This is a genomic window from Salinisphaera sp. (genome assembly GCF_035690525.1).
In the GTDB taxonomy this organism is placed as follows: Bacteria; Pseudomonadota; Gammaproteobacteria; order Nevskiales; family Salinisphaeraceae; genus Salinisphaera.
Genome location: NZ_DASSKM010000175.1, coordinates 1 through 21,800 on the forward strand (window position 1 = coordinate 1; position 21,800 = coordinate 21,800).

19 protein-coding genes and 2 pseudogenes are annotated in these 21,800 nt (G+C 64.0%); 9 read left to right on the forward strand and 12 right to left on the reverse strand.

Going from position 1 to position 21,800, the window contains the following annotated elements; translation table 11 throughout:
- Window positions 1–42: 42 nt before the first annotated feature.
- The 5 genes from VFJ08_RS13315 to sufB all read right to left on the reverse strand — a co-directional run bounded on the left by VFJ08_RS13315 (window position 43) and on the right by sufB (window position 5,355).
- The gene (locus VFJ08_RS13315) at window positions 43–363 is read right to left on the reverse strand and encodes a non-heme iron oxygenase ferredoxin subunit (RefSeq protein WP_324997708.1); all 321 of its coding nucleotides are present in this window, start codon (window positions 361–363) and stop codon (window positions 43–45) included.
- A gap of 49 nt (window positions 364–412) precedes the next feature.
- Window positions 413–1,672, reverse strand: a complete 1,260-nt coding sequence (locus VFJ08_RS13320) for a cysteine desulfurase (RefSeq protein ID WP_324997709.1) — start codon at window positions 1,670–1,672, stop codon at window positions 413–415.
- A 19-nt stretch (window positions 1,673–1,691) separates the two neighbouring features.
- The gene (gene sufD, locus VFJ08_RS13325; protein WP_324997710.1) at window positions 1,692–3,029 is read right to left on the reverse strand and encodes a Fe-S cluster assembly protein SufD; all 1,338 of its coding nucleotides are present in this window, start codon (window positions 3,027–3,029) and stop codon (window positions 1,692–1,694) included.
- Window positions 3,026–3,787 carry a Fe-S cluster assembly ATPase SufC gene (gene sufC / locus VFJ08_RS13330; protein ID WP_324997711.1) on the reverse strand — a complete coding sequence of 254 codons (762 nt, stop codon included), beginning with the start codon at window positions 3,785–3,787 and terminating at the stop codon, window positions 3,026–3,028. The genes sufD and sufC overlap by 4 nt, the downstream gene beginning before the upstream one ends.
- Before the next feature lie 83 nt (window positions 3,788–3,870).
- Window positions 3,871–5,355 carry a Fe-S cluster assembly protein SufB gene (gene sufB, locus VFJ08_RS13335; RefSeq protein ID WP_324997712.1) on the reverse strand — a complete coding sequence of 495 codons (1,485 nt, stop codon included), beginning with the start codon at window positions 5,353–5,355 and terminating at the stop codon, window positions 3,871–3,873.
- A gap of 202 nt (window positions 5,356–5,557) precedes the next feature.
- Here sufB and VFJ08_RS13340 point away from each other — a divergent pair, with 202 nt between their 5' ends.
- The 4 genes and pseudogenes from VFJ08_RS13340 to VFJ08_RS13350 all read left to right on the forward strand — a co-directional run.
- Window positions 5,558–6,016 (forward strand): DUF3015 family protein, encoded by a 459-nt coding sequence (locus VFJ08_RS13340; RefSeq protein WP_324997713.1) that lies wholly within the window; start codon window positions 5,558–5,560, stop codon window positions 6,014–6,016.
- Window positions 6,017–6,109: 93 nt separating this feature from the next.
- Entirely contained in the window at window positions 6,110–6,553 is a 444-nt protein-coding gene (locus VFJ08_RS13345) for a thioesterase family protein (RefSeq protein ID WP_324997714.1), read from the forward strand.
- A gap of 171 nt (window positions 6,554–6,724) precedes the next feature.
- Window positions 6,725–6,844 (forward strand): annotated as a pseudogene (locus VFJ08_RS15870) (helix-turn-helix domain-containing protein); the annotation flags it as partial.
- Between the two features lie 288 nt (window positions 6,845–7,132).
- Window positions 7,133–7,717, forward strand: a pseudogene (locus VFJ08_RS13350) (IS30 family transposase); the annotation flags it as partial.
- 2,375 nt (window positions 7,718–10,092) lie between these two features.
- Here VFJ08_RS13350 and VFJ08_RS13360 read toward each other — a convergent pair.
- The 4 genes from VFJ08_RS13360 to VFJ08_RS13375 all read right to left on the reverse strand — a co-directional run bounded on the left by VFJ08_RS13360 (window position 10,093) and on the right by VFJ08_RS13375 (window position 15,731).
- Window positions 10,093–11,904: an RHS repeat domain-containing protein gene (locus VFJ08_RS13360; protein WP_324997715.1), complete on the reverse strand. Its 1,812-nt coding sequence runs from the start codon at window positions 11,902–11,904 to the stop codon at window positions 10,093–10,095.
- A 205-nt stretch (window positions 11,905–12,109) separates the two neighbouring features.
- Window positions 12,110–12,532 carry a DUF3293 domain-containing protein gene (locus tag VFJ08_RS13365; RefSeq protein ID WP_324997716.1) on the reverse strand — a complete coding sequence of 141 codons (423 nt, stop codon included), beginning with the start codon at window positions 12,530–12,532 and terminating at the stop codon, window positions 12,110–12,112.
- A gap of 52 nt (window positions 12,533–12,584) precedes the next feature.
- Window positions 12,585–15,047: an acyl-CoA dehydrogenase gene (locus VFJ08_RS13370; protein WP_324997717.1), complete on the reverse strand. Its 2,463-nt coding sequence runs from the start codon at window positions 15,045–15,047 to the stop codon at window positions 12,585–12,587.
- 24 nt (window positions 15,048–15,071) lie between these two features.
- Entirely contained in the window at window positions 15,072–15,731 is a 660-nt protein-coding gene (locus VFJ08_RS13375; protein ID WP_324997718.1) for a TetR/AcrR family transcriptional regulator, read from the reverse strand.
- Between the two features lie 100 nt (window positions 15,732–15,831).
- Here VFJ08_RS13375 and VFJ08_RS13380 point away from each other — a divergent pair, with 100 nt between their 5' ends.
- On the forward strand, window positions 15,832–16,272 hold the full coding sequence (locus tag VFJ08_RS13380) for a thioesterase family protein (RefSeq protein WP_324997719.1): 441 nt from the start codon (window positions 15,832–15,834) through the stop codon (window positions 16,270–16,272).
- 25 nt (window positions 16,273–16,297) lie between these two features.
- On the opposite strand, the gene VFJ08_RS13385 is transcribed toward VFJ08_RS13380, so the two are convergent.
- Window positions 16,298–16,915, reverse strand: coding sequence for a nitroreductase family protein (locus VFJ08_RS13385; protein ID WP_324997720.1), 618 nt, complete (start codon window positions 16,913–16,915; stop codon window positions 16,298–16,300).
- A gap of 14 nt (window positions 16,916–16,929) precedes the next feature.
- A complete protein-coding gene (purB, locus tag VFJ08_RS13390; RefSeq protein WP_349257015.1) occupies window positions 16,930–18,315 on the reverse strand; it encodes an adenylosuccinate lyase in 1,386 nt (461 codons plus the stop codon).
- 143 nt (window positions 18,316–18,458) lie between these two features.
- Between purB and VFJ08_RS13395 the strand changes: the two genes are divergently transcribed.
- Together VFJ08_RS13395 and VFJ08_RS13400 are read left to right on the forward strand one after the other, a co-directional pair.
- On the forward strand, window positions 18,459–19,847 hold the full coding sequence (locus tag VFJ08_RS13395) for a class II fumarate hydratase (RefSeq protein ID WP_324997722.1): 1,389 nt from the start codon (window positions 18,459–18,461) through the stop codon (window positions 19,845–19,847).
- Between the two features lie 39 nt (window positions 19,848–19,886).
- The gene (locus tag VFJ08_RS13400; RefSeq protein ID WP_324997723.1) at window positions 19,887–20,288 is read left to right on the forward strand and encodes a hypothetical protein; all 402 of its coding nucleotides are present in this window, start codon (window positions 19,887–19,889) and stop codon (window positions 20,286–20,288) included.
- Window positions 20,289–20,344: 56 nt separating this feature from the next.
- Here VFJ08_RS13400 and VFJ08_RS13405 read toward each other — a convergent pair whose 3' ends face one another.
- Window positions 20,345–20,803, reverse strand: coding sequence for a DUF6918 family protein (locus VFJ08_RS13405; RefSeq protein ID WP_324997724.1), 459 nt, complete (start codon window positions 20,801–20,803; stop codon window positions 20,345–20,347).
- 224 nt (window positions 20,804–21,027) lie between these two features.
- On the opposite strand from VFJ08_RS13405, the gene VFJ08_RS13410 reads away from it, so the two are divergent.
- Both VFJ08_RS13410 and VFJ08_RS13415 read left to right on the forward strand, forming a co-directional pair.
- Window positions 21,028–21,564, forward strand: a complete 537-nt coding sequence (locus VFJ08_RS13410; protein WP_324997725.1) for a GNAT family protein — start codon at window positions 21,028–21,030, stop codon at window positions 21,562–21,564.
- A gap of 22 nt (window positions 21,565–21,586) precedes the next feature.
- Window positions 21,587–21,800 (forward strand): hypothetical protein (locus VFJ08_RS13415; RefSeq protein ID WP_324997726.1); only part of this gene is annotated, 214 nt, incomplete at its 3' end.

Genomic DNA, 21,800 nt, shown 5'->3' on the forward strand with positions numbered 1-21,800 from the left:
CCGCAGCCATTCTGCAGTCAAGCTCTGCGATGCCAACAGGCCCTAGTCGAAGCGATCGTCCCGGACCTGCACCACGCCATTTTCGACGCGGGTGGGGAATGTATCCACGTCTTCGTAGGCCGGCGCCGTCAGCGCCTTGCCGTTCTTCAGACAGAAGCGGGCGCCGTGGCGCGGACAGATCACCTCGCAGCCCTCGACCTCGCCGCTGGCGAGTTCGCCGCCGTCGTGCGTGCACATGTCGTGGATCGCGTAATAATTCCGGTCGTGACGGAATACCGCGATCATGGTGTCGTCCACGTCGACGATACGGCATTGGCCTTCGTCGAGTTCACCGTCCTTGCAGACATCGACCCAGTCGGTCATACGACAGTTCCTGTATTGCGCGGGCAGCGGCGCGCCGGCTGCGCGTTCGCTACCCGAAAATGCGTTGAATGCTGCCCAGGCCGTCGATCAGCGCGTCGATATCGGCTTGGGTGTTGTACAGCGCGAACGATACACGCGCCGTTGCCGGCACGCCGAAGCGTTCCATCACCGGCATCGCGCAGTGGTGGCCGGTACGGATGGCCACGCCGGATTCGTCGAGCAGGGTGCCGATGTCGTGCGCATGCACGCCGTCCATGACGAACGAGATGATGCCGGCTTTCCCGGGCGCGTTGCCGATGATCCGCAGGCCATCGATGGCTTGCATCGCGCGCGTCGCCCGGGCCAGAAGCTCGTGTTCATGGTCGAATACGGCGGCCAGGTCGAGATTGTCGACATAGTCGATGGCGGCACCGAGCGCGGCCGCACCGGCGATGTTGGGGGTGCCGGCCTCGAACTTGTAGGGCACGTCGTTGTAGGTCGTGCCGGCGAACGAGACCGTCTCGATCATGTCGCCGCCGCCCTGGTACGGCGGCATGGCCTCAAGCAGTTCGCGCTTGGCGTAGAGCGCGCCGAACCCGGTGGGGCCGAACAGCTTGTGCGCGGACATGGTGTAGAAATCCACGTCCAGCGCGGCGACGTCGACCGGCAGGTGGGCCACGGCCTGGGCGCCGTCGATCAGGGTGACCGCGCCGGCCTCGTGCGCCGCGGCGATCATCTCGGCCACCGGCAGCACCGTGCCCAGAGAATTGGAGATATGCGCAAACGCGGCGATCGTCGTGCGCGCGGACAGCTTCGCCTTGAAGTCCTCGATCGAGACGCTGCCGTCGTCGCCGATCGGCACCACGACCACCTTCGCCCCGGTGGCCTCGGCCACTATCTGCCACGGCACGATGTTGGAATGGTGCTCCAATTCGGTCAGTAGAATTTCGTCGCCGGCTTTGAGCCGCGGCCGGGCATAGCATTGCGCGACTAGATTGATACCGTCGGTGGTGCCGCGGGTATAGACAATCTCTTCGCGCGAGGGCGCGCCCAGAAACGCGGCCAGCTTGTCACGGCAGGCCTCGTACTGTTGGGTAGCGCGCTGCGAGAGGGTGTGGATCGCCCGGTGCACGTTGGCGTTGGCGTGGCGGTAGTAGTCGTCGCTGGCCTGGATGACCGTCAGCGGTTTCTGGGTGGTGGCGGCGTTGTCGAGATACACCAGCCGCCGGCCCGAGGGCAGCGCCTCCAGCAGGATCGGAAAATCGGCGCGCACGCGCTCGGGGTCGAACGCGGTCGCGGCATTTGCAGGCGGTTGCTGGACTTCGGACATGGCGGCTCCTCCCGCCAACTCAGGCCAGATCGGCGTATGACTGACCGCCCGGCATCTTGGCGAGCACGGCGGCCTCGACATAACGCTCGATCGGTTCGATACCGACTTTCTGGACCAGTGCGTTGGCAAAGCTGTAGGTCAGGATGGCGCGGGCGCCTTCCTCGTCCACGCCGCGGCTGTTGAGATAGAACACCGCGTCTTCATCGATTTGGCCGACGGTCGAGCCGTGGGCCGCGGTAACGTCGTCGGCGTAGATCTCGAGTTCCGGCTTGGCATCCACTTCGGCCTTGTCCGACAGCAGCAGGGCGTTGCAGGCCTGCTCGGAATCGGTCTTTTGGGCGTCTTTATGGATGATGATCTTGCCGTTGAACACGCCGCGACCATGGCCGCCCAGCACGCCGCGATAGAACTCGCGGGATAGGCCGTGCTCGCTGGCGTGGTCGATGCGCGTATGGTTGTCGATGTGCTGGCGCCCCATCGGCGCGTACACGCCGTACATATGGATCTCGGCGTTGTGATCGACCAGACGCGCATTGGTGTCGATACGCGCCAGGCGTCCGCCGAGATCGAAGCCGTGATTGAACACCCGGCTGTCGCGGCGTTGCTGGGCGAAGAAACTCGACACATGGTAGCCGCGCTCGGCTTCCTGCTGAATACGGATGCGCGTGAGCTGCGCGTTGCGGCCCATCACCGCTTCGGTCACCAGGTTGGCGAAGTAGGCCTTGCCGCCCAGGCCGACCGAATGCTCGATGATGGTGGCCTGGCTATTCTCGCCGAAAAGATAGCGGTGCCGGACCTGGGTCATGCGCTCGTCGCGCATGCCCGAGGAGACGCTGATGACGTGCAGCGGCTTGTCGAGCACCGCGCCGGCGGCCGTTTCCACATAGGCGCCATCGGTGAAGAAGGCGGCATTCATCGCCGTGAGGCTGCCGGGCTCTTCCTCGATCTCGCGTGCCTTGACCGTGGCCCCGGCGTTGGCCGAGAGATAGTCGGCGAACGAGCGCACCGTCACCCCCTGGGGCAGATCGTCGAGCTCCGACAGCGCACGATTGAAGTGCCCGTCGATGAGGACGATGCGATACGCCTCGAGCGCGGCCGGCATGAAGGCGCGGATGTCGTCCAGGGAAACCGGCTCGGCTTCGTCGCTGATCTCGAAGCGGCGCTTCTCGACCGGCTGGAGGCTGGTGTATTTCCAGTCTTCCTCGCGCGTGGTCGGAAAGCCGGCCTCCGAGAAGCGGGTCAGTTCGGCCGAACGCTCGCGCTTGGAGTCTTCACTGCCGGGCAGGTCGCGCTCAACGCGCGCGTATTCCGCGAGATAGTGGTCGATGCCGGGTTCGATTTGTTGCGTCGCGCTCATGACGTCGCAGCGGCCTCGTCGGTTTCCAGGTTGGCGTAGCCTTCTTCCTCGAGCGTGTCGGCCAGTTCGGGCCCGCCCGAACGCACGATACGGCCCTGATAGAGCACGTGCACGCGATCGGGTACCACATGCTCGAGCAGGCGTTTGTAGTGGGTGACCAGAATCGTCGAACGTTCGGGCGACCGCATACGGTTGATGCCGCTGGCGACCACCTTCAGCGCGTCGATGTCCAGACCCGAGTCGGTTTCGTCGAGTATCGCCAACAGCGGCTCGAGGATCAGCATCTGGAAGATCTCGTTGCGCTTCTTCTCGCCGCCGGAGAAATCCTCGTTCACGCCGCGTTTGACCATGTCCATGCTCATGCCGACATGGGCGATCTTTTCCTGTACCCGCTGCATGAACTCGACGGCGTCGATCTCGGATTCGCCGCGGTACTTGCGGCGCGCGTTGAGCGCCGCGCGCAGCAGATACAGATTCGACACGCCCGGGATCTCGACCGGATATTGAAAGCCGAGGAACACGCCTTCGCAGGCCCGCTCGTCGGGGTCGAGTTCGAGCAACTCTTTGCCTTTGTAGATCACGCTGCCCTGGGTGACCTCGTACTCCTCGCGCCCGGCGAGAATGCTGGCCAGGGTGGACTTGCCGGAGCCGTTCGGGCCCATAATGGCATGAACTTCGCCGTCCGGAACTTCGAGATCGATGCCGCGCAGGATGGGCTTGCCGTCGACCTCGGCATGTAGGTTCTTGATTGCGATCATATACGTTATTCAAACAATGGAAACTGGACAGGCCCGGCACCATAACGGCCCGGGCCCGATATACGGCTGCGCTTCGCGTCGGGCTAGCCGACCGCGTTCTCCAGCGTGACGTTGAGCAGCTTCTGGGCCTCGACCGCGAACTCCATCGGCAGCTCCTTGAATACATCCTTGCAGAAGCCGTTGACGATGAGATTGACCGCGTCCTCCTCGGACAGCCCGCGCTGCTGGCAATAGAACATCTGGTCTTCGCCGATCTTGGAGGTCGTGGCCTCGTGCTCGAGCTTGGCCGTACTGTTCTTCGACTCGACGTAGGGGAACGTGTGCGCGCCGCACTTATCGCCGATCAGCAGGCTGTCGCACTGCGTGAAATTGCGTGCATTGGCTGCGTTCGGCGTGATCTTGACCAAGCCGCGATAAGCCTGTTCGCCGCGCGCCGCGGAAATACCCTTGGCGATGATCGTGGATCGGGTGTTTCTGCCGACGTGGATCATCTTGGTGCCGGTGTCGGCCTGTTGCATGCCGCGGGTCACCGCCACCGAATAGAACTCACCGACCGAATCGTCGCCGTTCAAGACGCAGCTCGGATATTTCCAGGTAATCGCCGAGCCGGTTTCGACCTGGGTCCAGGAGATCTTGGAGCGGTCGCCGCGGCAATCCCCGCGCTTGGTCACGAAGTTGTAGATGCCGCCTTTACCGTTCTCGTCGCCCGGGTACCAGTTCTGGACGGTCGAGTACTTGATCTCGGCGTCTTCCTCGGCGATCAACTCGACCACCGCCGCGTGCAGTTGGTTCTCGTCGCGCTGCGGCGCGGTGCAACCCTCGAGGTAGGATACGTGGCTGCCCGCCTCGGCGATGATCAGCGTGCGCTCGAACTGGCCGGTGTTTTCCGCATTGATGCGGAAGTAGGTCGACAGCTCCATCGGGCACGTGACGCCCTTCGGGATGTAGACGAACGAGCCGTCGGTGAACACCGCGGCGTTCAGACCGGCGAAGAAGTTGTCTCCGCGCGGCACGACCGTGCCCAGATGCTTACGGACCAGTTCCGGGTACTCCTGGATCGCCTCGGAGATCGAGCAGAAAATCACGCCGGCTTCGTTGAGCTTTTCCTTGAACGTCGTGGCCACCGATACGCTGTCGAACACCGCGTCCACGGCGACGTTACTACTGCGTGGGTACTCGGCGCCTTCGACTCCGGCCAGCATTTCTTGCTCGCGCAACGGGATGCCGAGCTTCTCGTAGGTCTCGAGCAGCTTCGGGTCGACCTCGTCCAGGCTTTTCGGCTTGTCCTTGGCCGACTTGGGGGCGGAATAATAGGAAATCTTCTGGAAGTCGATCGGCGGATAGTGCAGATGCGGCCAGCGCGGCATCTTCATCCGCTGCCATTGCCGGTAAGCCTCGAGGCGCCATTCCAGCATCCATTCCGGCTCGTTCTTCTTACCGGAAATGAACCGGATGACATCCTCGTTCAGACCCGGTGCAACCGTATCGGCTTCCAGATCGGTGACGAACCCGGCTTTATATTCGCGTTCGGCGACAAGTGCTTCTACGTCGTCCTCGTGTGCGGCCATAGCAACTCGAATTCTAAGTGAAAATCGGTTATCGAATTAAAGTATAACGCGAAAGAGTCGCGGCTAATATCTCAATGTGTCGATATCGGTAATAGTGGGGGTCTATGGTGCTCCTTCAAGCTATTGGTAAACGAGTGCTTGCATGGTTCGAGCGCGACGCGCTCTAATGAAGAACCAAATAAATATGTTCAGGGAGAACCTGATGCGTAATACTGCATGCCTCGGCGCCATAGCCGGCCTCGGTCTCGCCGTAACCGGTTGTTCACAAATCACCGTGACCTCGGACACGCTGGTCAACGGTACGGCGCGCATCGCCGACGCCACCACCAACGCGGTCCAATCGACCAGTCAGAGCACCACGAACGCAACGCGTAATAATTTCGCCCAGACCCACAAGGCGCGCAAGAAGTTCGTGCATTCGCAGTACGCCATGCTCAAGCGTGAGGCGGCGCGTGGCTCGGGCGAGGATCTCGATGCGCTGGCCTACATGATGCAGGCGACCAACAAGCAGGCGTTCGAGGCCACGGTGCAGGCCAATTACGGCAAGCTGTTTTCCGGTAAGCCGAATGCCGATGCGTTTCTGTCGCGATTGTACCAAGTGGTCGGTACGCCGCCCGACATGACCGCTAGCGCTAGTGCCGACAGCGTCGCCGCGAGCTGATCGACAAGACGTTGGACGCTAAAAGCCGGCGCGCGTGATCGCGTGCCGGCTTTTTTCGTCGCGGTGCGAAAAACAATCGCTGCGGGAGCAGACATGGCTCGTAACAGCCGGTGGGATATCGATGTCCCGTTCTATATCGAGATCGATGTGGCCGCGGACGATATCGACCGACTTGATCACGTCAACAACTCGGTATACGTGACATATATGGAACGCGCTGCGTGGGCGCACACGCTGGCGCTCGGCCTGGACTGGGACGCCTATATCGCGCTGGATGCCGCCTGCGTCGTGCGTCGGCACGAACTCGATTATCTGATAGCCGCCAGGCTCGGTGACCGATTGCAAGTCGCGACCTGGATCGGCGAGAACGACGGCCGCGTGTCGATGTGGCGATGCTTCCAGATCCGCCGTGCGGCCGATGGTCGCACGATCTTTCGCGCGCGCACCCAGTATGTGACGGTCGGTTTGTCCAACGGCCGGCCCCGACGCATGCCGGCGCCGTTCGTCGAAGCCTACGCCCCGGTTGGTCATCGTTAACGCGGTATTCCTGATGTGGCCAGTTCGCCGCTATCGTCGATGAAGCTATCGTCAATGAAAAGGAGGTGGATTTCAGTTCAAAGTGCAACGAAGCGGTTCAAGGTAGGACACCGCAGGGAAAGCCGATAACTTGAGGGTTACCACACCAACTCAAATGCCGGAGTCCCTGCGATGTCCTATCAGCATCTTAGCGCGCATGAGCGTTACGTTATTTTCATACTGACCCAGTACGGCCTGAACCAAGCCGAGATTGCCCGTCGCCTGGGGCGTTCCCCCAGCACGATCAGTCGCGAACGGCGTCGAGGGCAAGACGTTCTGTTTGGCTACAACGATAGGGCAGCCGAACACCGGGCCCAAACGCATCGCCATCGCGCTCGGCATCGGCGGCGTGCGGATCGGCCTCGGCTTGTAGCCTATGTCCAGGCCAAGCTACGGGCGTATTGGCCGCCACAGACCATCGCCGCTCGAGTGCAGCTTAACTATCCCGACTCATCGGCGATGCGGATCAGCGCCGAGCCAATTTATCAATGGCTATTCACCGACGCGCGAGGCGGCGGTGATTGATATACCGCACTTCGACGCGGTCATAAACGACGCCGTCGCCAGGGGCGACTCGCGCGAGCCAAGCGTGGCCTTATCGACGCGGTCAGTATTGACCGACGGCCGACGCATGTCGACGCTCGTAGCCGATTCGGCGATTGGGAAGGCGATACCATCGCCGGACGGCAATCCACCGGATTGATCGCCACCCACATCGAGCGCAAGAGCGGCTATTATCTCATCGCCATCAAGATTGATCGAAAACAATCCGACACGCTGGCCGAGGCGACGATCGCGGCGTTTCGGATCTTACCCCCGCGCCTACGCAAGACGATGACCTACGACAACGGCCGCGAGTTTGCACAGTTCAAAACAATTGAAAAAGCCACTGGCTTTGCCGTCTACTTCGCCCATCCGTATGCACCGTGGCAACGCGGCTGCAACGAAAACGTCAACGGCCTGCTTCGACAGTTCTTTCCCAAGGGCTGCGATCTGCGGCACGTCAATCAGTCTCAAGTCGACGCCGCCGTCCAAGCCCTCAACAATCGCCCGAGAAAACGCTTAGGTTATCGAACACCCAGTGAGGTTCTACGGTTCAATCGTCGTCTTGCACTTGCAAGTTGAATCATCGATTAGAATGAAAGATAAGTATACTGTCCCCGGAACTCCGGAACTCGGGGTCAGATAGCGCCCGGTCCGAGTGTTGTAGTCGCAGTAGTAGTTGTAATACAGCCCCGGGATGCCATCGGCGTACTGGCCGGGCCGGCGCAGGTGGACGTGGATTTTTTGAACGGTGACGCGGGCCCGGCCGAACGGCGCGTAGCTGGCCGCCCAGACAGTGCGGCCTTGCGCGTCGGTGGCCGCGACCGGCGCGTTCAGGGCGTCGGTGTGCAGCGCGTAGATGGTGCGGCCGTTCAGCTGCGCCATCGGCCGGTTGCCGACGTAGACGGTCTGGGTGGTGATCTCGCCGGCCGCGTTGGCGGTGGCCGTGCGGTGGTGGCCGTCGTAGAGATAATAGCGGACTTGCTTATGGCCGTCGTGATACCGCGTCTGTTTGACCCGTTCGCCGAAGGCGTTATAGGTCCAGCGGGCCTTGAGTTGGCCGTTGATCGTCAGCGTGACCGGGCGATGTTCGGTGTTGTAGGTGAAATGCCGGTTGCCGATGGCAATCGGGTTGCCGGCGGCGTCGTAGTGATAATCGGTGGATTGGGACTGATCGCCGTGCTGCACGGCTTGCAGCCGGTTGCTGTCTTGAGCGTAACGATAGACCGCATCGTGGCCTTCGACGCTTCGACCGGTCCGATTGCCCAGCGCGTCGTAGCGATAACGGTAAGTCGTCTTTTGCGTCGCCGCCGCGGTCAGCCGGCCTTGTGCGTCGTAGCCGTAGCGCCAGGCGGCGGTGTCGGTTTTGACGCCGGTGATCCGGCCTTGGGCGTTATAGCGATAGACGAGCTTCGGCCCGTGGCCGTGGCTGATGGCGGTGATCTGGCCGGCGGCATTGCGTTGCAGCGTAGTGGTCTCGCCGTTGCCGTGGGTCCAGTGGGTCAGGCCGCCGAACGGTCGATACGTCAGCTCGCCGACAATCGTGGTCTGGGCCAGACCCCACCAGTCGGCGCGGGTGATCGCGCGTAGATGGCCGGTGTGCTTGTCGTAGTGGTAACGCAGCGTTTGCCCGTCCGGCAGGGTCTTGGCCGCGACTTGGCCGGTTTGGGGATCGTAGCGATAACGCGTGGTCCAGGTATGATCGTCGATGATCCGGGTCTGGGCGGTCAGCCGGCCCTGATTGTCGTAGTTGAACTGCTCGGTGGTGGCGGGCGTGGCCGCTTCGATCAGCCGGCCGTGGGCATAAGTGAACCGGGTAACGCCGGCCGGCGTGGTCTTTTCAATCAGTTGGCCGGCGGCGTTGAACGCCCGGGTGATGACCGCGCCGTTGGCGTCGCGTTGCCAGGTCTTGTGATCGGCGGCGTCGTAGCGGTATTGGGTGCGCCCGGTGTCGGCGCTGTCGCGCCAGATCGTGCGGCCGAAGTCGTCGATGTGATCCGTAGTGGCGCCGCCGCGGGCATCGATAATCCCGGTCAGGCGATGGCGGGCGTCGTAGTGGAACTGAGTCGGAAGCTGACCGGGCGCGGTTATGCGCAAGAGTTGCCCGAAGGCGTTGGTGCGGGTGGCCGGCGGCGCCCGGGCGCCGTGGTCGGGGCCGCGCTCCGGTCGGGCGTTGAAACGCCGGTCGGCGTCCTGGACGAAGGCGATCGTGCGCAGCACCGCGCCGCCGGCGTCGGTCAGCGTCGCGCCGCGCAGTTGCCCAGCCGCGTTGCGACGGGCGGTCAGGCGATTACCGCGGGCATCGCCCACCGCGGTCAGGCGCCCGGCGTCGTCGTAGTCCAGCGTGCGCGTCTGGCCGGCCGGGTCGGTGATCGCGCGGATCCGGCCGGCGGCGGTATAGCGATAAGTGATGACCTGGCCGCCGCGCTGCACCCGCGTGGGCTGGCCGGCGCGGTTATAGCGCAGATGAATCGGCGCTTGATCGTCGGTCTGGAAGACGGTCGGCCGGCCGTAGGCGTCATGCCCGGTGACGCGCCAGGTCAAACCGGTCGGCCCGGTGATCTGTTGCAAGCGATGATCGCGGTCGTAGGCCAGATGCACGATGTCGGCAACTTCGGTGCGCGGGCCGTCGATGGCGGTCAGTTCGTTGCGCTGCCAGGTGAGCCGCGTGGTACGCGCGATCGGCCGATAGCCGCCGTCCGGCTGCGGCGCATAGCCGGATTCGGTCACGCGTCGGACGTGGCCGAGATCGGTGTAGGCGACGCTCAGGCGATGCACGCCGTTTGGATTGACGCTGGGCCGGTCGATGGCACTGGGGCGGTTCGTGTCGTCCGCGTAGTGATACCGGGCCACCAGCCGTGGTTTCGCGCCCGGCGCGGTGCGATGGATCGCGGCCAGTCGGCCTTGCCCGTCGTAGGTATAGCGCATGGCCACGCCGGAGGCCCGGATCTTGGCGGTCAGCTCCAGGCGGTCGTTATAGCGATAGCGGACATCGGCCGCGCCGCAGCTCGCACAGCCCGCCCCGTCGATGGCGGTGACGATCGGCACGCCGTGGCGGATCGCGGTGTGATAGACGCTGGTCCCCACACCGGCGCGGGTGACGAGCGTTTGGTGGGGCTGGAACGCGAGTGTGGTTTTGTCGGCGCCGTGCGCGTGCATCGACAGGATCGCCCGGTCGTGAACGTCGTAGGCCCAGGTGGCGATGCGGGTGAGATCGATGGGTTGAGGCGGCTCGGCGGCCTTGTCGGTATCGGCGGCCTCGTCGTCTTCATACGCGGCGTCGTGGGCTTGGGCGGGGTCGTCGGCATCGGCGTCGACGACGGCCTCGGCGGCGGTGTACGGCTCCAGGCCGTCGGGCAGGGCCGGTGTCCGGGTGCGATCGGTGGGTTCAGCCGCCTTGTTCGCCGCGGCGGCGGTATCGGTCGCCTTGTCGGTATCGTCAGCCTTGTCGGCATCGGCGACGTACGGGTCCAGGCCGTAGGGTTATCGGGCGGCTCGGGCGGCGCGAGCGGGGCCGGTTCGTAGTCTGCCGGCATCCGCCCGCGGCTGATCCCGGTGAGATTGTGGGCATCATACGGATCATCGTAGTGATAACGCCGGACGCGGCCCTCGGGGCCGATGACTTGGACGAGGTTGCCGCGCTCGTCGTAGCGGTACGCGGTGATCGCGCCGGCCGGATCGATCAGGCGCGCCAGCCGGCCCTGGGCGTTGTAGCGCAGCTTGAGCGTGCGCCCGCGCGGATCGGTGACGCGGGTCACCCGGCCGGCGCGGTCGTGTTCGATGCGCGTGCGGCGGCCGGCGGGGTCGCTGATGGACAACAGCACGCCGTGGCGATCGAGCAACAGCGTGGTGCCGTCGCGCCAGACCCAGGTGATGCCGTGCTCGCCGACGATTAGCCGGCCGTCGCCGTATTGCGCGGCGCGATAGACGCGCGCGGTGGTGCCGGCGATGCGATGATCGACATGAAAATCGATACGCCGGCCGTCGGCCTGCCAAAGCGCGATGCCATGTGGTGTGTGCTGCAGTTGCAGGCTGTAGTTGCTGCGCCAGTTATGCCCCAGCGCGCCGGTGTAGGCGGTGCGGCTGTTGTAGTAGCGCACGAACGCCAGGCCGTGCGCACCGGGTAGGCCCGCGAGATCGATCTGGCGCTCGAACTTGTTGCCGGTGACGACGTTGATCGGGTTGCCGACGTGGGTGGCGGCGATATGGGTGGGCTGCGCCGCGCCGGGGATCGGGCCGGAAATCGGAGTGGCGCCTGGGATCGCGCACACCGCCGGACTGCCGTTGCCGGGGCCGCCGTTGGGCGGCGCGCTGTCGGTCAGGGCGTTGATCAGGCCGTTGTCCGGGGCGGGCTGGAACAGGTCGAGGCCGTCGGCGGCGTTACCGGCCTCGTCGCCGGCGGACGCGTCGCCGACCGGGGCGCCGCCGCCCGCGCTCTCACCGGCGTTCGCGTTCGGGTCATAATAGCCCAGCGGGAGATCGTCGCCCGAATCGAGCCCGCCAGCGCTACCCTCGCCCACCGGGCTGCTCGGCAATCGGCTCAACCCGCCCGGCCCGCGCGGCAGCGACGGCATGCCGGCCAAATATAAATAAGCGGCGTGTTGGCGCTGAATGGCGAGAATCACGCGTTGCACCACATTCAGTGTGGTGCCGTGAAACGGAAACGGCGCCAGCAGTAGGACCAGCAACACGCCGGTGCCGAGGATGTATTCGACCGCGCCGACGCCGCGCTGGCGGCTCGGCAGTGTGCGCGGCCGGGGTCGGCGCATGGCAGCTACGCCGGAACGCGGGGGTTACGCGGCGACTGGCCGCCCTCGGCCCAACGGCGATCCTTGGCAGAAGTCTCCCCAAACGACATGGCTTTCCCCCCAACCCGAGTGAACACGCGGGCACGCTTCGCTTCAATACGGCTCTATAGCAGGCTGGGGGGATTTTGAGAAGAGAAGCGAGGGGTCTTTGCTTCAGTTGTGGGCGTTAGCCGGTCCAAATTAGGCTGCTGGTTTCACGGCTAACCGAAACCACCGCGGCTTGGCCGAAGCGGCGGGCCAGGTTTCGAGCCATGCCTTCTTCGAGCCCGGCGACAAGCCAGCCCGGCTCGTTCGGCCACTGGCCGCCGGTATCCCGATTGACGGCGGGCAGGCAATGCAGACCATGCCGGTCGAGCAGGGCATCGAGCAGGTACTGGCGCGCTCGGTTGTCGGCGGCGTCGACGGCCTCGCCGCCCGGGTTGTAGGCGGTAATCAGCCAGGCCGGTGTGTCGCCGTTGTAATGCGCTATCCAGTCGGCCAGCGGCTGCGGCGTCCGCTGATAGAGCTTGAGCGTGATGGTTTCGTCGCGGTGCTCGACGCAATAATCCGTGGATTCGAAAGCTGGGGTGAGTTCGGTTGGCTCGCGCATGACAAAAAAGGCCCGGGGCGGTCCCGGGCCATGGTGAAGCAAAACGCGGGCGTCAGGCTACCCGGGATTCGTTGCGATGATCCGTGTGGCGCCGGTGCGCCATGTCGGCGAGATATTCCTGGGTGAAGGCATCGGTGAGGATCGCGTCAAAACGCATCTTGTCGTACTCGGCGATCTTGTCCGCTTCTTCCTGGGTGAGAATCTCTTTGTCGACCGCCGAACGCAGGCGTTCCTCGGTGCTCAGGCCCTCGACCTCGTTCCTGCCGACCGCCTTGAAAAACTTCTCATAGACCGGCTCGACCTCGACCAGCTTGTTGAAGGTGGCTTCGATACGGCCGGTGGCCGATTTGGGATCGCGGCCGATGTAGATATCCGTCGAGAGCCGGTCGCGGAAAGCCGACGGTTCCATGATGGCGTCGCCGAGCTTGTTGATCAGGCGATCGCTCGGGCCCTTGTGCGCCATGCCGGTCGGAAATACCAGGAAACGCATGGCGCCGCCGACGAGGGCATTCGGGAAGTTGCGGAAGAAGCCGTCGAAGGCTTTTTCGATGCGGGCCAGGGCGTCGGCCAGCACGTAATGCAGGTGCGCGACGTCTTCTTCTTTTTCGCCTTCGTCGTAGAAATACTTCAGCGTCGCGGAGGCGAAGTACAGCTCGGACAACACGTCCCCGAGACGCGCCGAAAGCAGTTCCTTGCGCTTTAATTCGCCGCCGAGCAGGCCCATCGTGATGTCCGAACTGATGGCCAGGGCGGAGGAGAACCGCTCGAGCTGTCGATAATAGGGCGCGGCCACGCCGGCCACGGGCGCTTTCGCCGTGATGGCGCCGGACAGGCCGAAGGTGAAGGCGCGCGCGGCGCGGTTGACCGAATAACCGATATGGGACCAGAGCAGGTCGTCGAAGTCGTCCAGGTTGTCCTCGCGCGCCGCTTCCATTTCCGGAAAAACGTAGGGATGGCAGCGGATCGCGCCCTGGCCGAAGATCATCAGGCTGCGCGTGAGGATGTTGGCGCCCTCGACCGTGATCGCGATCGGGATGGATTGATACGAACTCGCGAGATAGTTGCGCGGGCCCTGCTGGATGCCGCGTCCGCCGTGGATGTCCATGGCGTCGTTGATGATCACCCGCATCCATTCGGTCATGTGGTACTTGGCCATAGCCGTGACCACCGAGGGCGTGCACTTGTCCACGCCGGAGGCGGTAAGCACGCGAGCCGCCTCCATTTTGTAGTTTAGCCCGGAAATACGGGCGGTGGCTTCCTGCACACCCTCGAACTTGCCCACCGGCAGCTTGAATTGACGACGGATGCGCGTCCAAGCGCCGGTCATACGGTAAGAGGTTTTGGCGGCCGCCGAGGACAGCGCCGGGAGCGAGATGCCGCGGCCCGCCGACAGACACTCGACCAACATGCGCCAGCCGCCGCCGGCCTTCTCCCGGCCGCCGATGATGGCGTCCAGCGGCACGAACACGTCGCGGCCGTAGATCGGGCCGTTCATGAACGCGCCCGGATAATGGCGCTTGCCGATCTCCACGCCGGCTTCGTCGGCCGAGATCAGAGCGCAGGTGATGCCGTAGTCGGTTTTGTCGGAATCGCCCAGCAGACCGTCGGGATCGTAGAGCTTGAAGGCGAGCCCGATCACTGTGGCGACCGGGGCGAGCGTGATCCAGCGCTTGGAGAAGGTCAGCTTCATGCCGAGCACTTCACGGCCTTCGTATTCGCCCTTGCAGACGATGCCGTAGTCGGGCAGGGCGCCGGCATCGGAGCCGACTTCCGGGCCGGTCAGACCGAAGCAGGGGATTTCGCTGCCGTCGGCCAGCCCGGGCAGCCATTTCGCCTGCTGTTCGGCGGTGCCGTAGTGCACCAACAGCTCGCCCGGGCCGAGCGAGTTCGGCACCATCACGGTCACCGCCGTGGTCAGCGACCGGGAGGCGATCTTGGCCACGACCGTCGATTGCGCCAGGGCCGAGAAGCCGAGGCCGCCGTGCTCTTTAGGGATGAGCATGGCGAAGAATTTATGCTTGCGGATGTAGTCCCAGCCGTCCGGCGGGATATCGTGGCGCTCGTTGAGGATTTCCCATTCGTCGAGCATCGCGCACAACGTTTCGGTCTCGTTGTCGAGAAACGCGCGTTCCTCGTCGGTGAGCCGGGTGCGGCGGAAATCCAGCAAGTACTGCCAATCCGGCTTGCCGCGGAACATTTCCGTTTCCCACCACGTGCTGCCGGCTTCCAGCGCTTCGCGTTCGGTGTCCGACATCGGCGGCAGCACCGACTTGAACTTGGCGAAAATCGGCTTGGTGGCGTAGCGCTTGCGCAGATTGGGGCTGTTGAACAGCACCAGCGGCGGCACGAGCACGATCGCCGCGATCAGCAAACCCAGCCAACCGATCACGCCGGTGGCGGCCAGCCCGACGAAATAAACCACGATCGCCGCGCTCCATAACGCAAGCGGCGCCCCAACGTAGGCCAGTACCCAAATCGCCGCGATGGCGACGATGACGGCAATGAAGACACTCATGATCCAACCCTCCGTAACAGCACTTTAATGACGTGACTGGGCCACAATCCGCGCGGTATCCGCGGGTGTGTCGACGGTGTCGCCGCTATCGTGGTCGTCGGCTCCGGCTTCCGGGGGTAGCAGACTGACCATCAGGAAGCGGACGTAGTCGGCGAACGCCGGGTCTTCGGCGGCCGGCCACTCGTCGGGCAGATCGCGCCGGATCTGCAGCGAACCGAGGAATACTGAATAAGTTTGCAGCGCCCATTGCCGGGCCCGTTCGGGCGCGAGCCCGAGTGCGGCGTAGCAGTCGATGAGAAACTGCAGGCGCCGACGCGAGACGCGCGCGACGTATTCGCGTACGAACGACGGTTTGCCGGCGCTGGAAAGCGCGGTGTAAATACGGCTGGCGCGCCGCGACGTGTTCACTTCCGTCACCAGTCGTTGGATTCGCGCGCGCGGGTCGGTCTCTTGCTGCACGCGGGCCAGCACCTCATCGGTTTCGCGGGCTTCCCAGCGCGCCAGCGCCGCCGTGAGCAGGGCGTCGCGATTTGTGAAGTGCCAATAAAAGCTACCTTTGGTCACACCCAGCTCGCGGGCCAGCGGCTCGACCGCGACCCCTTCCACACCACGGCGTCCGATGGCGTCGAGGGCGGCTTCGGCCCAGTCCTGTGCGGACAACGCATTTTTCTGGCTCTTCGGCATTCGGGGTTCGCATCGTTAAGACTTCCGTATAATCTTGCGCAGTCGTCGTGTTCTGTCAATACGGCGGCGTATGGATAAACGATGCAGTGCGAGGGAGGCCATGCGCGAACCGAACCGTTCAGACTACGCTCACATCACCCCCATCAAGGTGAAATGGGGAGAGATGGATAGCCTCGGCCACGTGAATAACACGGTGTTTTTTCGTTATTCCGAGGACGGGCGCATCGACTATATTCATGGCATCACCGAGGGTGGCGACACCCAGACCAGCGACGGGCCGATCCTGGCCGATCTGCAGTGCAGCTTTCGGCGCCAGTTGCGCTTTCCCGCCGACGTCGAGATCGGCACGCGGGTGCGCCGGCTCGGCCGGTCGAGCCTGGAACTGGAGCAATGCCTGTTCGCGGTCGGGTCCGATGAGTCGATCGCGGTCTATACCAACGTGATCGTGTGGTTCGACTACGGCGCGCAGACCAGCATGCGTATCCCGGAGACGGTCCGCGAGCAGATCCGGCGGCTGGAGCATATCGCGCCCGAGGAATGATGCCTCGGGCGGCAATAGGCCCTAATCAGTCGCCGCGATCGGGAAAGCCGTCCCGCATGAACACGTCGTCCAGCGCCAGCTGGCCGGCGCGTGGATAGGCGGCGGCCACCGGCTTGCCGATGCAAACCATCATGCCGATGCGGTGATCCGGCGGCAGGTTGATCAAATGGCCGACCCGTTTGAAATCGAAGCCGCTCATCGGACAGGACTCGTAGCCCATGGCCTTGGCCGCGAGCATGGCGCTCTGGGCGGCCATGCCACAGGAACGCATGCCTTCGTCGCGCTGCAGCTGTTCGTCGTCGCCATAGAAATGCCGGATCTCCCGCACCATCGCGTCACAAACGTGCGCCGGGGCGTTCGCATAGTAACGCTCGGGCGTCTTGTCCCAGCTCTTGAGATCCATGCACAGAACCAGCAGCAGCGAGGCGTCGGCCACCTGGGCCTGGTCCCACGCCGCCTTGCGGATCTCCGCGCGCAGCTCGGCGTCGGCCACCGCGATGAACCGCCAGTTCTGGATATTGAAGGCGGTGGGCGACAAAATCACGTGCGCCATAAGCTGGTCGATCTCGGTCGCGCTCATGCGATGCGAGGGATCGAACTTGCGCACCGAACGGCGCGTTCGAATCGCTTCGAATACTTCCATGTCAGTTCTGCATGTCAGTTCGGGCCGGGATTTGCAGCGCGCTGCGCCTGGTGCACAGCGTTGCCGATATAATCCTGCGGCCGCATGGCCTTGAGCCGGTTCTTGTCGTCAGCGGTGATGGCTAGGCTGTCGATGAAGACATGCATCGCCTCGGCATCGATCTTCTTGCCGCGGGTCAGTTCCTTGAGCTTTTCGTAGGCGCCGCTGATGCCGCGGGCGCGCATGACGGTCTGCACCGCTTCGCCGAGCACGATCCAGTTGTCTTCCAGATCGGCATCCAGGCGGCCGGCGTCGGCCTCGAGCTTGCTTAAGCCCCGCAGCAGGGCGTCGTACGACAGCGTCGAATGCGCCAGGCCGACGCCCAGATTCCGCAGCACCGTGGAGTCGGTCAGATCGCGCTGCCAGCGCGAGATCGGCAGCTTGGACGCGAGGTGGTCCATGACCGCGTTGGCGAGCCCCAGATTGCCCTCGGCGTTTTCGAAGTCGATCGGGTTGACTTTGTGCGGCATGGTCGACGAGCCGACCTCGCCCTCCACCGTGCCCTGCCGGAAATAGCCCAGCGAGATATAGCTCCAGATATCGCGGGCGAAGTCGATCAGGATGGTGTTGACGCGCATGGCCGCGTGGAAGAATTCGGCGACGTAGTCGTGCGGCTCGATCTGGGTGGTCGCAGGGCTGATCGCCAGCCCCATGCCGGTGATGAAACGCTCGGCGATGCCTGGCCAGTCCGCCTCCGGGTAGGCCGCAAGATGGGCGTTGTAGTTGCCGACCGCGCCGTTCATCTTGCCCAGGATCTCGATCTCGGCAAGTGCGATGCGCTGGCGGCGCAGGCGGGTCGCGAACACCGCCATTTCCTTGCCCAGCGTGGTCGGCGAGGCCGACTGGCCGTGGGTGCGCGAGAGCATCGCGAAGTCGGCGTAGACATCGGCCATGGTGGCGATCGCCTCGATCACCTGATCCAGGCGCGGCAACAGGGCTTGGCTACGCGCTTCCAGCAGCATCTGGGCATAGGCCAGATTGTTGATGTCCTCGGACGTGCAGGCGAAGTGGATGAATTGATTGACGTGGGCGATCTCGTCGAAGTGCTCGATCTTGTCGCGCAGGTAGTACTCAACCGCCTTGACGTCGTGATTGGTGGTGCGCTCGATGGTTTTGACCGCCTCGGCCTCGCCTTCGTCGAAATCCTCGATCAGCGATTCGAGATAGTCGTTGGCCGCACTCGACATGGCGCCGATCTCGGGGATCGCGTCTTCGGCGGCCAGTGCCTGAAACCAGCGGATTTCCACGATCAGCCGATACCGGATCAGGCCGTATTCGCTGCACAGGGCGCGCAGGTCCGCGGTCTTGGCGCCGTAGCGCCCGTCGATCGGCGAAATCGCGGTCAGTGCGGTCAATCGCATGGCCATATAAGGGGCATCCCTGAACGAAGGCGGTGATAGACTCGCGAATTCTACAGAATCCCGGGGATCGGCGTTGCCGTGGTGCGCGATCGCTGTTCCCGGCCGGCTATGCGCCGGCGCTTGATCTTTACAAGGAGGCCGTGATGGCCGATGAAAACTACCGCATCGAAAAAGACAGCATGGGCGAACTGCGCGTACCCAAGGACGCGCTGTGGGGCGCCCAGTCCCAGCGCGCGATCGAGAATTTCCCGATCTCGAACCTGCGCGCGCCGCGAGCGATGATCAACGCGCTCGGTCTGATCAAGGCCAGCGCCGCGCAGGTCAACCGCGACCTCGACCTGCTCGACGGCGATATCGCCGAAGCGATCATTGACGCGGGCAAGAAAGTCGCCGCCGGCGATTACGACGACCACTTCCCGGTCGATATCTTCCAGACCGGCTCGGGCACATCGACCAACATGAACGCCAACGAGGTGATCGCCCACGTCGCCACCGAAACAGCCGGACAGACCGTGCATCCGAACGATCACGTCAATATGGGCCAGTCGTCCAACGACACGATTCCGACCTCGATCCAGGTCGCTTCGGTGGTCGAGTGCGAGCAGCGTCTGCTGCCGGCGCTGCGCCATCTGCGCGATACGCTGCATAACAAGGGCGAGGAGTTGTCCGACGTGGTCAAGACCGGGCGTACGCATCTGATGGATGCCATGCCGGTGCGCTTCGACCAGGAGCTCGGCGGCTGGGCGGGCCAAATCGATTCCAACATCGCCCGCGTGGAATCCGCGCTGGTGCGTATGCGGCGTCTGGCTCAGGGCGGCACGGCCGTCGGCACCGGGATCAACGCGCATCCGGAATTCGGCGAGCGCATTGCCAAGGCGATCGGCGAAGCCGCGCGTTGTCGGTTCTCGACCAGCGAGAACTACTTCGAGTGCCTGTCGTCGCAGGACAGCGCGGTCGAGCTGTCGGGCCAGCTCAACACCATCGCCGTGTCGATCATGAAGATCGCCAACGACCTGCGCTGGATGAATTCCGGCCCGCTGGCCGGCCTTGGCGAGATCCAGCTGCCGGCGCTCCAGCCGGGTTCGTCGATCATGCCGGGCAAGGTGAATCCGGTGATTCCCGAGGCCGCCACCATGGTCGCCGCCCAAGTCATGGGCAACCATACGACCATCACCGTGTCGGGCCAGGCCGGCAACTTTCAGCTCAATGTGATGATGCCGGTGGTGGCCTATAACCTGCTGCAGTCGATCGAGCTGTTGACCCACACCGCGCGCGTGCTCGCCGACAAGGCGATCGCCGGCTTTACGGTCAACCGCGACAACCTCGAAAATGCGCTGTCGAAGAACCCGATCCTGGTCACCGCGCTCAACTCCGTGATCGGCTACGACAAGGGCGCGGCGATCGCCAAGCAGGCGTACAAGGAAGGCCGCCCGGTCAAGGAACTGGCCATGGAACAGACCGATCTGTCCGAAGCCGAGCTCGATCGTCTGCTCGACCCGGCCGAGCTCACCCAGGGCGGCGTCAAGCAGTAAGCGGCCGGGTTGTTCCACGATTCGAAAGGCGGATCGCGCATGTCCCAAGACAAGTCGAGTCGACCGGCGCCGGTGTTCTGGGCGCTCATGCTGTTCTGGCTCACCATCGTGCTCGGGCTGATCAAGCTCGGGCACACGTTTGCGATGCCCGCCGGGCCGGCCGGGCATTCCTTCACGGTGTTCACCTTCGTGGCGATCTACTCGCTCATGGCGCTGGTGACGATCTATCTCGCCATGGGCGCGTCCTGGGCACGCGGCGTGATGCTCATTCTGTTCATCGTCGGGATTTTACCGGCGTTGCCGCTGGTATTCGCTTATTTCACGGCGATTCCGCTGGCCGCGACTTTGACGTGCGTCCAGGGGTTGGCGGAAGTCGTCGGACTATACCTGGTGTTCCGCGAGCCGGCCGCCAGTTGGTTCGGACGGCCGATCGAGAGCTGACCACGACGAAGCGGGGCTGCGCGGGACGCGTATCTGCGGTCGGCCCGAAGAATCAGTCAATCCGCATATTTCGACATGACGCCGGCGATGCCCGGCATGGCCGTGACGACCTCGCGCTGGGCCCGCCCGCGCAGGCGCTGATAGCCGGACTTGACCACGCGGTTGTCGACATCCGCCACCCGCCGGTCGCTGACCGCGAGCAGGGCGTCGGCGACCTCGGTCTGATGCGCCATCAGGTGATCGCGGAAGCGCGTCTCCGGATCGGGCCCGGTATCAGCCTGGGCGTCGGCATAGAACGGTTCCAAGGCCTCGACGAATTCCGGCAGCAAAGTGCGCATCGCGCTGTCGATCAGGTTCGGCTTGGCTTTTCGCACCATATTGAAGCCGGTGCGCAGCGCCATGTTCTTTTTTTCGACCTCGCTGGCGACCAGCGCCTTGCTATCTTCCAGAAGCTGGGGGAAGACGGATGCGTCGAGAAGCTGCCGGGCCAGGGGGCCCTGTTGTGTTGCGGACACGGCGGGAACCATTGGGTGCGTGATGTGGCGGGAATGTTCCAGATTGCCCCGCACGCGTCAATTTTTCGCGTTCAGCCACTGTTTCGAATGCCGGCCGGCCGAGCGTATGAGGCGGTTGTGCCGCGCGCCGGCCATGATCGACACTGAGCGGGTGATCGCTGGCACGAACGCCGCGCAATATCGCTAAGATACCGGGCATGGAGTGAATCGACGAAGCGGGCGGCATGTTCACGATCGAGCCGATCCAGGCACGACACGAGGCGGCGTTTCTCGATGCGACCCGGCGCAGCGCGCGCTTGCACCGTCCCTGGATCTCCCCGCCGCGCACGGTGGCCGGCTTCCGTCAGCATCTGCGCCGCTACGAGGCCGTCAATCAGGCGAGCTACGTGGCGGTCGCGAATGATCGTTCCCTGATCGGCTGCGTGCATCTCAACGAGATCGTGCACGGCGCGCTGGAATCGGCCTACCTCGCCTATTTCGCCTTCGAGCCCCACCAGGGTCGCGGGCTGATGTCGAAGGTGCTCGCCGGGGTGGTCGACCTTGCCTTCACCCGGCACGGACTGCATCGAGTCGAAGCGAACGTGCAGCCGTCCAACCAGGCGTCGAAGGCGTTGGTGGAGCGCCTGGGTTTCCGGCTGGAAGGTTTCTCGCCGCGCTATCTGAAGATCGACGGACACTGGCGCGATCATGAACGCTACGCCTTGACGGTCGAAGAATGGGCGGGCCCCGGTCGCTCGGCCGGATTGTCGTCGTCGGCGTGATGACCACCCGGGGAGGCGCGGCATGCTGCTCGATTTGCTGACTCTCGGCGCGGCCTTTGCGCTCGGGGCCTTTCTGATCAGCCTGCGGCTGGGCGAGCGCGGTCGTATCCAGCGCTCCGGCGCGTTGTTCGTGGCGATGCTGGCGCTACTGCTCGCGCAGCTCTATCCGCAAATAGAGCTTGTTTTCGGCGCGATCGCGATCGCGGCGGCGCTTGCCTACGCGATCCCGGCGGTGC